Annotated in this window: 11 protein-coding genes; 7 read left to right on the forward strand and 4 right to left on the reverse strand. The window is 41.8% G+C overall.

The features are described 5' to 3' along the window. Nucleotides 1-264 precede the first annotated feature (264 nt). From rpsF to EDD74_RS07960, 5 genes are all read left to right on the forward strand, one after another. A complete protein-coding gene (rpsF, locus tag EDD74_RS07940) occupies nucleotides 265-552 on the forward strand; it encodes a 30S ribosomal protein S6 (RefSeq protein ID WP_008976959.1) in 288 nt (95 codons plus the stop codon). A 19-nt stretch (nucleotides 553-571) separates the two neighbouring features. Continuing rightward, entirely contained in the window at nucleotides 572-1,021 is a 450-nt protein-coding gene (locus tag EDD74_RS07945) for a single-stranded DNA-binding protein (protein WP_008976958.1), read from the forward strand. Nucleotides 1,022-1,067: 46 nt separating this feature from the next. Continuing rightward, nucleotides 1,068-1,331, forward strand: a complete 264-nt coding sequence (gene rpsR, locus EDD74_RS07950; RefSeq protein ID WP_008976957.1) for a 30S ribosomal protein S18 — start codon at nucleotides 1,068-1,070, stop codon at nucleotides 1,329-1,331. Between the two features lie 251 nt (nucleotides 1,332-1,582). After that, nucleotides 1,583-3,886: a hydratase gene (locus EDD74_RS07955; RefSeq protein WP_116441570.1), complete on the forward strand. Its 2,304-nt coding sequence runs from the start codon at nucleotides 1,583-1,585 to the stop codon at nucleotides 3,884-3,886. 41 nt (nucleotides 3,887-3,927) lie between these two features. Beyond that, entirely contained in the window at nucleotides 3,928-4,638 is a 711-nt protein-coding gene (locus EDD74_RS07960; RefSeq protein WP_008976955.1) for a DUF6062 family protein, read from the forward strand. Here the strand turns inward: EDD74_RS07960 and EDD74_RS07965 are convergent. Next, entirely contained in the window at nucleotides 4,633-5,205 is a 573-nt protein-coding gene (locus EDD74_RS07965; protein ID WP_116441569.1) for a biotin transporter BioY, read from the reverse strand. The genes EDD74_RS07960 and EDD74_RS07965 overlap by 6 nt on opposite strands. Before the next feature lie 1,152 nt (nucleotides 5,206-6,357). On the opposite strand from EDD74_RS07965, the gene EDD74_RS07970 reads away from it, so the two are divergent. Together EDD74_RS07970 and glgB are read left to right on the forward strand one after the other, a co-directional pair. Next, nucleotides 6,358-8,793, forward strand: coding sequence for a P-loop NTPase family protein (locus tag EDD74_RS07970; protein WP_116441568.1), 2,436 nt, complete (start codon nucleotides 6,358-6,360; stop codon nucleotides 8,791-8,793). 184 nt (nucleotides 8,794-8,977) lie between these two features. Beyond that, nucleotides 8,978-10,900 carry a 1,4-alpha-glucan branching protein GlgB gene (gene glgB, locus EDD74_RS07975; protein WP_116441607.1) on the forward strand — a complete coding sequence of 641 codons (1,923 nt, stop codon included), beginning with the start codon at nucleotides 8,978-8,980 and terminating at the stop codon, nucleotides 10,898-10,900. Nucleotides 10,901-10,904: 4 nt separating this feature from the next. Here glgB and EDD74_RS07980 read toward each other — a convergent pair whose 3' ends face one another. The 3 genes from EDD74_RS07980 to trmB are packed head-to-tail and all read right to left on the reverse strand — an operon-like array spanning nucleotide 10,905 to nucleotide 12,076. Then, a complete protein-coding gene (locus EDD74_RS07980; protein ID WP_242990113.1) occupies nucleotides 10,905-11,237 on the reverse strand; it encodes a thioredoxin family protein in 333 nt (110 codons plus the stop codon). Next, a complete protein-coding gene (locus tag EDD74_RS15070) occupies nucleotides 11,215-11,388 on the reverse strand; it encodes a hypothetical protein (RefSeq protein WP_165919065.1) in 174 nt (57 codons plus the stop codon). Before EDD74_RS15070 ends, EDD74_RS07980 begins: the two co-directional genes overlap by 23 nt. A 22-nt stretch (nucleotides 11,389-11,410) precedes the next feature. Then, nucleotides 11,411-12,076 carry a tRNA (guanosine(46)-N7)-methyltransferase TrmB gene (gene trmB, locus EDD74_RS07985; protein WP_116441566.1) on the reverse strand — a complete coding sequence of 222 codons (666 nt, stop codon included), beginning with the start codon at nucleotides 12,074-12,076 and terminating at the stop codon, nucleotides 11,411-11,413. Between the last annotated feature and the right edge of the window lie 190 nt (nucleotides 12,077-12,266).

A 12,266-nucleotide genomic window follows, 5' to 3' on the forward strand; every position in this document is an offset into this window, starting at 1 on the left:
AAATAAAACAAATCTAATACAAATGCTTGATTTTACAGTGTTTGTACACATTTCTAAATGCATAAAAATAGTTCAAGTTAAAAGAAGAATTCCCGGTAGAAAAAAACACAAAAGAAATCAGAAAAAATGCTTGAAATCAGTAGAATCTTATGGTATAGTATTGACTTGTGATATATTGTTGTTTGCAGACAAGCGTCCGCGAACGATATTTCCTTGTTCCTGACAAGGTTCAGGGACCAAGAGACCATAAGGAGGTGCAAGAACATGAACAAGTATGAATTAGCTGTTGTAGTCAGCGCAAAAGTTGAAGATGACGTTAGAGCAGGAGTAATCGAAAAAGTAAAAGAGCTTATCGCTCGTTTCGGTGGAAATGTGACAGACGTTGATGAATGGGGTAAGAAAAGATTAGCTTACGAAATTCAGAAAATGAAAGAAGGATATTACTATTTCATCCACTTCGAATCTGATTCTACTGTTCCAGCAGAGCTTGAGAGCAGAATGCGTATCATGGAAAACGTTATCAGATTCTTATGCGTAAAACAAGAAGCATAGAGAAAAGAGGATAAATCGTATGAATAAAGTAATTTTGATGGGACGTCTGACAAGAGATCCAGAAGTGAGATATTCACAAGGTGACAGCGCAACTGCTGTTGCAAGATATACATTAGCAGTAGACCGCCGCTTTAAACGTGACGGAGAGGCAAGTGCCGACTTTATCAACTGCGTAGTTTTCGGAAAATCAGCAGAGTTTGCAGAGAGATATTTCCGCCAGGGATTAAAGGTTGTTGTAAGTGGTCGTATTCAGACAGGAAGTTACACAAACAGAGATGGTGTGAAAGTTTACACGACAGATGTTGTTGTAGAAGATCAGGAATTTGCTGAGAGCAAAGCTGCAAGCGAAAGCAGCATGGGAAGCTACCGTCAGGCAAGTCCAAGTCCATCACCAGCTCCAAGTGCAGATATTGGAGATGGGTTCATGAACATTCCAGATGGAATTGATGAAGAATTACCATTCAGTTAGACGATACAATGAGTAGATTTGTATAAATATAGGAGGTAATACCACAATGGCTTACGATAAAGGTAACAAAGCTGATTCTCCAATGAAGAGAAGAGGCGGACGCAGAAGAAAAAAAGTTTGTGTATTCTGCGGTAAAGAAAACAACGAAATCGATTACAAAGACGTAGCAAAATTAAGAAAATATGTTTCTGAAAGAGGAAAAATTCTTCCAAGAAGAATCACAGGAAACTGTGCAAAACATCAGAGAGCTCTTACAGTAGCAATCAAGAGAGCAAGACATATCGCTTTAATGCCATACGTTCAGGACTAAGAAATGCAGAGGCTAAAATCTCAGAAAAGAGGTTTTGGTCTCTTTTTTTGTCTATTTGTCAAAGGCTGGGGAGAAAGAAGCTCCCTTGCAGTTCGGTGTAAAAGTACATTTTGTATGAGATCGAGCAGCTTTCCCAGGTTTGTATTATCTAAATAATATTCGCTATTGAAATGAATGACAGATAAGTCTATAATAAATCCATATAACTCAAAAAAATCAGACAACTGCAAAATGTACAGGAGGTACTGCGTATGGTGAAATTATATAATCAAGGAGTGTATCTGTTAAATGGGTCAGAGATTGTGCCAGATGGAGCAGATGCTGTAAGGGAGATAGAAGGCAAGGTGGGACATGCTGTTTCCAAAGAGGAAGCGGCAAAGGAGACGATTGCATACCGCATTCTGAAGGAACACAATACGTCTCCGGATATGGAGCACCTCAGAATCAAATTTGATAAACTGACTTCGCACGACATCACTTTTGTGGGAATTATTCAGACGGCAAGAGCATCGGGACTGGAACGGTTTCCGATACCGTATGTGTTGACGAATTGTCATAACAGTCTGTGTGCGGTCGGTGGGACGATCAATGAAGATGATCATATGTTTGGACTGACCTGCGCGAAGAAGTATGGAGGAGTGTATGTTCCACCGCATCAGGCGGTAATCCATCAGTATGCAAGGGAAATGCTTGCAGGCGGAGGCAAGATGATCCTCGGCTCTGACAGCCATACACGCTATGGTGCGCTCGGTACAATGGCAATTGGCGAAGGAGGACCGGAGCTTGTCAAGCAGCTGCTGAATAAAACATATGACATCCGCATGCCAGAGGTGATCGCGGTATATCTGGATGGACAGCCGTCAATCGGTGTGGGTCCACAGGATGTAGCGCTTGCGATTATCAAGGCGACTTTTGCAAACGGATATGTGAATAATAAAGTCATGGAATTTGTAGGACCGGGAGTAGAGAAATTAAGTGCGGATTTCCGAATCGGAATTGATGTGATGACGACAGAAACGACATGTCTTTCTTCTATCTGGAAAACAGATGCTGTCATAGAGGAGTTTTTTGAGATTCACGGAAGAAAAGCGGATTTTGAGAAGCTTTCACCAGGTGAGACAGCTTATTATGACGGAATGGTATATGTAGATCTTGGCAAGGTTGAGCCGATGATCGCGATGCCGTTCCATCCAAGCAATGCCTATACAATCCGCGAACTGAATCAGAATCTGAGCGAGATTCTTCATGATGTGGAGCAGAAAGCGTTGGTGAGCCTTGGTAAAGATGTGAATTTTACATTGCAGGATAAGGTGCGGAACGGAAAGCTTTATGTGGAACAGGGTATCATCGCCGGATGTGCAGGTGGAGGATTTGAAAATATCTGTGCGGCTTCCGAGATTCTTTCAGGATGTGGAATCGGAGCAGATGAGTTTACACTCAGTGTGTATCCGGCAAGTACACCGATCTACATGGAGCTGGTAAAGAATGGGGCTGTTGCAAAATTGATGGAAGCCGGGGCAGTTGTGAAGACAGCATTTTGCGGTCCGTGTTTCGGTGCAGGGGACACCCCGGCAGATGGGGCGCTCAGCATCCGACATTCTACAAGAAACTTCCCAAATCGGGAGGGATCAAAATTACAGAGTGGACAGATTGCTTCTGTAGCTTTGATGGATGCAAGATCGATTGCGGCAACTGCGGCGAATAAGGGATACCTTACATCGGCGGCAGATGTGATGGACAGAGAATATCAGATGCCGAAGTATCATTTTGATAGTAATATTTATGCGAATCGTGTCTTTGACAGTAAAGGAATTGCAGATCAGTCGGCCAAGATTAAACTTGGACCAAACATTAAAGACTGGCCGGAGATGCCGCCGCTTCCGGAACATCTCCTTTTGAAGGTAGTATCAGAGATTCATGATCCAGTCACGACGACTGACGAACTGATTCCGTCTGGAGAGACTTCCTCCTATCGGTCCAATCCGCTTGGATTGGCAGAATTTGCCTTGTCGAGAAAAGATCCGGCATATGTAGGCAGAGCGAAGGAAGTGCAGAAGGCACAAAAAGCAATTGAGCAAGGACAATGTCCGCTGGAAGTGTTGGAAGAGCTGAAGGATGTGATGGAAGTTGTGCGCAGGAGATATCCGCAGGCAGGTGAGGGGACACTTGGAATCGGAAGTACGATATTTGCAGTGAAGCCGGGCGACGGATCTGCGAGAGAGCAGGCAGCCTCCTGTCAGAAAGTACTTGGCGGATGGGCAAATATTGCAGAAGAGTATGCTACCAAGCGTTATCGCTCAAACTTGATCAACTGGGGTATGCTCCCGCTTTTGACAGACGAAAAGGAAGAACAACTAGCGTTTCACAATGGAGACTATATTTTCTTCCCGGATATTTTAGAAAAAATCAAACAAAAGGAAAACAAGATTACAGCTTACATTGTAAAAGATGATCTGGTGGAGGTTACATTCCGGTTGGGAGAAATGACGGAGAATGAGCGAGAAATCATCCAGAAAGGCTGTCTGATCAACTATTACAGGGACCAGAACAGGTAAGTGCTATAGGATCCTGATTAGATTATGAGGAGAAAAAACAGATGAAAGAGAAGTTATATACGATTCCGGTAAATGATGCGTTTCGGGAGGACTGTGAATGTCCTCTCTGCAGTATTTACCACAAGCTGGAACAGGATGCTCTTGAATATACACTGCGTCCATCTACTTATATGGTAAGTGAGCGCAGGGAAGAGAGTGATAAAGTAGGATTTTGCAAAAGACATGCGGCGATGTTAAATGAGATGCCGGATCGGCTGGGACTTGCACTGATCTATAAGACGCATATGGATTCTTTTATCAAAGAAATTGAACAAAAGCAGAAAGAACCGGTAAAGCAGGCATCGTTTTTCAAGAAAAAGACAGAAGCATCAGGATTGGCTGCTTATATCGGGCAGTTGGAGAAATCCTGCTTTGTCTGCGAGAAGATCGAGAAGACTTTCCATGATTATTTAGGTACAATCTTTCATCTGTATAAGAAAGAGGAAGAATTCCGGAAATTGTTTGCCTCCTCGAAAGGATTTTGTACAAAACATTACGGGATGCTGTATGAGATGGCGCCGGAAAGACTTGGTGGCGCTTTGCTGGATTCCTTTATCAGTGAATTGAATCAGCTCTATCTGGAAAATATGAAGCGCGTGCGGGATGACCTTAGCTGGTTTGTCGATAAGTTTGATTATCGATTTAAGGACGAACCGTGGAAAAATTCCAAAGACGCGCTTCCAAGAACTTTGACAAAAGTAAACGGCTTATAAAAGCAGAGCTTTCAACCGCTTCTGGATCGTAAGACCGGCGAAGAGGGCAATCAATATTTTTGTAATATCAAAAAAGAGATAAGGAACTACTCCGATCATCAGACCTTCTGCAAAGGATAGGTGGAGTTGTACACAGAGCCAGACAGTTCCAAACAGATAGTTTACTGCGGAGCCGAGCAGCATTCCGATCAAGATGACTGCAGGTTTTTTTAAGAATCGCTCTGCAATCCACCCGGAGAGGATTGTGAGAAAGATCATTCCGACAAGGTAGCCTCCGGTCGGTCCTGCGAGTTTTCCGAGACCTCCTGCGAATCCGGAGAAGACAGGAAGACCAATAGCTCCGAGGAGAAGATAGACGAGATAGCTTACAGCGGCGGCTTTCCATCCCAGTATAAAGATACTGATGTATAAGACCAGGTTGGTCAGAGAGAGGGGAACCGGGCTAAATGGCAGCGGGATGGAAAGCGGCGCTAAAATACAGGTGATTGCGGTAACAAGTGCAATCCGTACAAGCAGGTGCGTCCGGACTTGTGGATGTTTGGTAGTTGCTGAAGGTATTGGATTCATAAGTGTTGTAAGTTCCTTTCTTTTGCTAAAATTTATGGAGATCAAATATATTGTGTATCCCATATGAAGCATATTATAATTTGAGGAAAACTAAATGTCAACATATTTAGAAATAAAGTTAACAATCAAAAACCGGAAGTGTATGCCAAAAAGTCTGTGACGGAATAGAAGTAAAATTAATTGATAATAAAATCAAAAAGAAGATAAAAACAGAAAATATAATTATATAAAAAGAAAAATAAAAAAATATATAAAAAGCTGTTGACAAAACAGAAAATATAATGTATTATAAACTCAACAAAAGAAATCCAAAGAAATTAAAAAAAGTAATTTTCATACAAAATTTTCTAAAGATTCTAGAAGAATTTGAATATGACAAGTAGACGGGAAAGGAACTTTTGAAAATATTTCGGATAACCGGAAGCGGATACTTGAATATAAAAGAAAAAATGAGAGTTTTGATTTATGAAGACTTGAAGAAATTTCAGAGGATAGATGATCGGAAGGAGGCTGTTACCATTGGATATGACATCGTTTACAATTCAATATGTGAGTGGTCGGGCAAATAAAAGTTCCTGCGAGAACGGCCTTTATCATAGATAGTTCGATGATGAAAAAATAATGAAGAAAGTAATCGGAGAAAGAAAAGCTACCATATGATTTAGAATTGCAGAACATATTGAATAAGGAAAATAGACCACAGAAGTTCGGAGAGTTTAGAGGATGTGTAAAGAAACATCTAATAAAAAATCAGAAACAATATATATAATCGGTACAGAGAGAATTAATTTTATATGAGTAGCGAAAAGGGTATTGATATGAAATGATTTGAAGGAGGAAAGCAATCCGATTATAAAAAACGAACGAGAAATGGTATCGAAGATTTGGAAATCGGAGATCTTAAGAAAAATCGAAATCAATTAAAGATTGATTATGAAAAGAATGAAGGCCGGCAGGAACAGAAAGTGTTAGCTTCTCCGCTGAGAATAAATAGAATGGATAAAGATAAGATTTAGATAGCCATTATAATTTCAAAGAAAATTATAATGGCTATTTTTTTGACAGAATGGAGTTGGTGTGATAAACTATGATAGTATTGGAGTAAGCAAATATAAGAATGGGAAGTAAATTATAATAGATGAGGTGATTGTATTGGATAAATATGAATATCGCGTAAAGACAGAGCAGATGCTCGAGTATATGGAACAAAAAGCATATGGGAAGGCGATGGAGATTGCAGATACGATTGATTGGCGTAAAGTAAAGAATGCGTCTATGCTCTGTTCTGTAAGTGAGATTTACGAGCAGAATGAAAAGTATGAAAAAAGCCGCGATGTCCTATTCATCGCATATGATCGCACCCCGGGAAGTAGAAAGATTATATACCGGCTTGGAATTTTAGCTCTCAAGCTTGGAGAGCCATCGGAAGCGATGGACTGCTATGAGGAATTTGTATCAGTCGCACCGAAAGATCCGAACCAGTATATTTTACGTTACAAGATTCTGAAAGCACAGAATGCTCCAATTACACAGCAGATTGAAGTACTAGAAGAATTTAAGAAAGCAGAATATATAGAAAAGTGGGCGTATGAGCTTGCAAAATTGTATGATGAGGCAGGGATGATCACGGAATGTCTGGAGGAGTGCGATGATCTGATTCTTTGGTTCAGTGAAGGGAAATATGTGTATCAGGCCATGGAACTGAAGATGAAGTATAAGCCTTTGACACCTTTACAGCAGGAGAAATACGATCAGAAACCTGGCGGACCGATGACGCCGAGCCAGAAGTTTGTTCAGAAATTAAGAGAGAACCAGTTGGATACGTCTACTGCAACGATTCCGACTGGGGAAGTGAAGGAAGCAATAAAGGAACCACAGCTTCAAAAGCAAGTGACAGGTCAGATGAAGATTGAAGAAATCCTTGCAAGCTGGGAAGAAAAGCAGAAAGAAGTCATGGAAGTCATCGAGCAGAAACGTCAGGAAGCAGAGGCCGACAAGGAGATTGTGGAACTGAAGTCCGAACCGGAAGCAGCAACTCCGGAGGATGTCCGCCGACTGATGGAAGAGCTGGAAGGAAAGAAAGAGGATGAAGCTTTAGAGGAAGCATCTTCTTCAGAGCCTATGGAAGAGGAAGCGGAACCGGAAGTCATCGAGGAACCAATTGAAGAGCAGACATTTGCAGAAGAAGATTTTGAAGAATGTTTTGATGATGAGATTGATGAGGAACTCGAAGAGTTTGAAGAACTGGATATTCCTGAATGGGATGAACAGGAGATGGAGGCGATGACAGAAGAGCCGGTGGAGGTGATTGAAGAATCTGAGGAGGAAGTGATCGAGGAACCGGAGAGTATTTTTGAAGAGATGTCGGAAGAGGATGCCGCTCAGGTGCTGTCGGAAGAAGCGGAAGTACACGAGGAGACAGAACTGTACGAAGAGGAAGAAATTTCGAGAGATCTGTCAGAAGGACAAGAAGAGATGGATCCGGAAGATGATGACGAAGATAGATTTGATCCGAATGATTTTGAAGAAGTAGAAGATGGATATGATATCCGTGACTTTGAAGAGGAAATAGCAGCTTTTGAAAGAGAGAGAAAGGAATCGGAGGAGGACGAAGACGACGATGATTTTGACCTTCTGAATGAGACAATCCCTCTTTCGAGAATTGAAGTGGCAAAAGCGGCAGCAACTGGTAAGACAGGAAAGATTCCAGTAGATGAGATCGCAAATGCACTGGGAGCTACGGGAACTTTTGGACAGGGAACAACCGGATTTACTGTTCAGGCAAAATATGATCTGGAAGCACAGAGTGAAGTGGGACTTCGTGCCGGATTGACCGAAGAGCAGAAGAAATTATTCTCTTATTTTGTACCGGTAAGAGGAATGAGCGAACAGCTGGTAGATGTTTTAGAGCAGGATAAGCAGTGTACGAATCGACAGGGAACGTCAAAGACAGGAAACTTGCTGATCATTGGACGAAAAGGTTCCGGTAAGACGGTTCTGGCTGTGGATGTGGTAAAAGCAATTCAGAAACAGAGAAAATTAAAGCAGGGAAAAGTAGCGATCATTACCGGAGATTCTCTGAATAAGAAAAAGATTAAAGAGATCGTATCGAAGTTATATGGAGGCGCTCTGATCATTGAGAAGGCCGGAAGAATGAATGAAAAGACAGTTCAGCGGCTGAATAAGGCTATGGAGAGAGATACCGGAGAACTTCTGATTGTTTTGGAGGAGCAGAGAAAGCCTTTGGATCGTTTGTTATCTTCTAATAAAGAATTCAGAAGAAAATTCACCTCTCGTCTGGAAGTGCCGATCTTTATCAATGATGAGCTTGTTACATTTGGTCAGACATATGCAAAGGAAAATGGATTCAAGATTGATGAAGTAGGTATTCTCGCACTGTACAGCCGGATCGATATGCTCCAGAGAGAGGATCATGTTGTGACAGTAGCAGAAGTCAAAGAGATCATGGACGAGGCGATTGAACATGTGCAGAAGACAAATGTCAAGAAAATCGTCAAGAGAGTGTTAGGAAAAGGAAGAGATGACGCAGACCGCGTGATCTTGTCTGAGAAAGATTTCAATATATAAGACGGGAAAGAGTCTGGATACAAAAGAAAAGGTAATTTTTCAAGAAAAAAAGAGAAGATTTTTGGAGAAAAATTACAAAAAAAGAGTTTTGGCAAGGTGAAAAATTGTCAAAACTCTTTCTTTTTGTATGGGTCTAAAGTATAATGAAAGAAATATCAGTAAATGGACTGGAAAGGTGAATGATATGGGAAAAGCAATGAAAAAGAATACGAAAATGTCGTATGAAATAGGAGAGCTGGATCAATATCTGTTTGGACAGGGTACACATTATGAAATTTATAAAAAGCTAGGTGCGCACAAAGCAAAGAAGGGAAAGAAAGAAGGAATCTATTTTGCAGTATGGGCGCCTCATGCACAGGAGGTATCTGTCATTGGTGAGTTTAATCAGTGGGATCGAACAGCCAGTCCGATGAAGCGACACGAACCTCTTGGAATTTATGACTGTTTTGTGCCGGAAGCAAAAGAAGGGATGTTGTATAAGTTCTGCATTCGGACACAAGAAGGAGAGTATTTATACAAGGCAGATCCATTTGCAAATTATGCGGAAGTAAGACCAGGTACCGCTTCCAGAATCGTAGATATCGAAGATTTGAAGTGGACAGACAGTAAGTGGATGAAAGACAGAGAAACCTGGGATCACAATCATGAGCCGGTGTCGATTTATGAGGCACATATCGGTTCCTGGAAGCGTCATCCGAGGGAAGAGGAAGATGGATTTTATACTTACCGGGAATTTGCCCATGAGGCTACCGCCTACATAAAAGAGATGGGATATACACATATTGAACTGATGGGAATTGCAGAGTATCCATATGATGGATCCTGGGGATATCAGGTGACCGGGTATTACGCACCGACTTCCCGCTATGGAACACCGGAAGATTTTGCGTATATGATCAATTATTTCCACAGGAATAAGATTGGGGTAATCCTCGACTGGGTTCCGGCACATTTTCCGAAAGATGCACATGGCCTCGCAAATTTTGATGGGGCACCATTGTTTGAATATGCAGATCCAAAGCAGGGAGAACATCCGGACTGGGGTACGAAGATTTTTGATTATAGCAAGGCGGAGGTAAAGAACTTTCTGATTGCCAATGCACTGTTCTGGGTGGAAAAGTTCCATGTGGATGGGCTTAGAGTGGATGCGGTTGCCTCGATGCTTTACCTGGACTATGGAAAGGAAGATGGACAGTGGATTGCCAATAAATATGGTGGAAATCAGAACCTGGAGGCGATAGAATTTTTCAAGCACTTAAATTCTGTTGTGCTTGGAAGGAATCAAGGGACGATGATGATTGCAGAAGAGTCGACAGCATGGCCGAAAGTGACTGCAGAGCCAGAGTATGATGGTCTTGGATTCAGCTTGAAGTGGAATATGGGTTGGATGCATGATTTTACAGAATATATGAAGTTGGATCCGTACTTTAGAAAAGGGTGCCACAATCAGATGACGTTTGCGATGAGCTATGCTTATAGTGAGAAATACGTACTTGTCCTTTCTCATGATGAAGTTGTTCATTTGAAATGTTCTATGATCAATAAAATGCCGGGACTTGGCTTTGATAAGTTTGCAAACTTGAAAGCGGGATATGCATTTATGATGGGACATTCCGGCAAGAAGCTATTGTTTATGGGACAAGACTTTGCACAGCTGCGGGAGTGGAGTGAAGAGAGAGAGCTGGACTGGTACCTGCTTGCGGAGGAAGAGCACAGGCAGATGCAGGCATTTACAAGAGATTTGCTCCATCTCTATAAGAAGAACAAAGCATTGTATGAATGTGATGTTATGCCGGAAGGGTTTGAGTGGATCAATGCAGATGACAGGGAGCGAAGTATTTTCAGCTTTATCAGACATTCGAAAGACGATAAAAAGAATTTGCTGTTTGTATGTAACTTCACACCGGTGGCAAGACCAGATTACCGCGTGGGAGTATCAAGAAGAAAACAGCTGAGATTAGTGTTAAACAGTGATGAGAAGCAGTATGGGGGAACCGGTGCAGAACGTCCGGTGATCTATAAACCGAAGAAACAAGAATGCGATGGAAGACCGTATTCCATCGGCTACGATCTTCCACCATATGGTGTGGCAGTATTTGAATTTTAATAGGTTAAGAACGGGTATAGGAGAGCATCTCCAGAATACGTTTTTTTAAGACTTGTCTGGAAAGAATCCCGCTCATCATACCGAGCGCTTCTCCGTGGGAAAAAAGAAGGAATGTGGGTACGATTTCGATCCCGCATTCCTTTGTCAGTTTTTCATATTTTTCTGTATCAATCCGGACTACTTTCAGGTCTTTGGCAAAGTCGTTCTCAATCTCATCGACAAGAGGAAGCATCATATTGCATTTGGGGCACCATGTCGCAAAAAAGACGACAAGTACAGGCTGTTTTTCTTTGAAAATATAGGAATGGAAAAAATTATTTTCCAGAGCAGCAGCCATGTGGATCACCTCCGGGACATCTGCATTTTGCATTTAAAATGTGATATACTTCCACCCAGGATCTGCGGAGCGCGCAGAGCTTTTTCTTTAGAAATGGCTTGTCATACAGATAACAGTTCATCTTACATTTCATACGGTTACAGCATTTCATAAAAAGATTCCTTTTCTTCTTACTATATGCATTGGAAAGAACTGCGTGATGCGATCAGTTTGTGGATCGGGTTGCCCATGGATGAGAATTTCTGTTCATATTCCGTCATTACATTTCCTTCATTCATGACAGGATCATGGTGAAGGTCGAAAGTGTGAGCATTCAATGTCCATCCTGCTTCGGCCACTTGTTCCAAAGAGAAGTCAAAGAGCGGACGGTTGTCTGTCTTAAATTCTACTGTGCCGTCGGCTGCCAGCACACGATCGTAGCGGGCAAAAAACTCTTTGGAAGTCAGTCTTCTTCTTGCATGGCGTGCTTTCGGCCATGGATCTGAGAAATTCAGATAGATCTTTTCCACTTCTCCTTTTTCAAATACCTCAGAGATATCTGCAGCATCCATGCAGATAAAGCGGCTGTTCGTCAGTCCTTCGTACTCCTCGGAGTCGAGCTTTTCAAGAGCGCGCAGAAGAACACTGGAGTAGCGCTCAATCCCGATGTAGTTGATCGTTGGATATTTCTTTGCGAGGGTAAGCAGGAACTGTCCCTTTCCCATACCGATCTCGATGTGGATCGGGTGGTTGTTTCCGAAAAGTGTATGCCAGTTTCCCTTCTGTTCTGTCTCATTTTTGATCGCAGCAGCATGTGCTAAAATCACATCATCTGCATGCGGTATATTTCTAAGTCTCATAGATATCGTTTCTCCTTCTGTTTCAAATCGGATTTTATTATACCATTTTTGTGTGAAAAAGCAAAGAAAATCGCATCAGTGGAAGTGTGAAATTATACAAAAGAAATTTTATGTCAAAAAATAAATTTGTTAAATTTCCCGATGGATATTTTCGAAAATGAGAGTATGATAATACAATAGATAAAATAAG

Source organism: Faecalimonas umbilicata (assembly GCF_004346095.1).
Classification (GTDB): domain Bacteria; phylum Bacillota; class Clostridia; order Lachnospirales; family Lachnospiraceae; genus Faecalimonas; species Faecalimonas umbilicata.

Bases quoted from the DNA above. Each gene is read 5' to 3' on its own strand.
- EDD74_RS07945 (WP_008976958.1), top strand. From the start codon at position 572: ATGAATAAAGTAATTTTGATGGGACGTCTGACAAGAGATCCAGAAGTG.
- EDD74_RS07955 (WP_116441570.1), top strand. From the start codon at position 1,583: ATGGTGAAATTATATAATCAAGGAGTGTATCTGTTAAATGGGTCAGAG.
- EDD74_RS07980 (WP_242990113.1), bottom strand. From the start codon at position 11,237: ATGGCTGCTGCTCTGGAAAATAATTTTTTCCATTCCTATATTTTCAAA.
- rpsF (WP_008976959.1), top strand. From the start codon at position 265: ATGAACAAGTATGAATTAGCTGTTGTAGTCAGCGCAAAAGTTGAAGAT.
- EDD74_RS15070 (WP_165919065.1), bottom strand. From the start codon at position 11,388: ATGAAATGCTGTAACCGTATGAAATGTAAGATGAACTGTTATCTGTAT.
- trmB (WP_116441566.1), bottom strand. From the start codon at position 12,076: ATGAGACTTAGAAATATACCGCATGCAGATGATGTGATTTTAGCACAT.
- EDD74_RS07960 (WP_008976955.1), top strand. From the start codon at position 3,928: ATGAAAGAGAAGTTATATACGATTCCGGTAAATGATGCGTTTCGGGAG.
- rpsR (WP_008976957.1), top strand. From the start codon at position 1,068: ATGGCTTACGATAAAGGTAACAAAGCTGATTCTCCAATGAAGAGAAGA.
- EDD74_RS07965 (WP_116441569.1), bottom strand. From the start codon at position 5,205: ATGAATCCAATACCTTCAGCAACTACCAAACATCCACAAGTCCGGACG.
- glgB (WP_116441607.1), top strand. From the start codon at position 8,978: ATGGGAAAAGCAATGAAAAAGAATACGAAAATGTCGTATGAAATAGGA.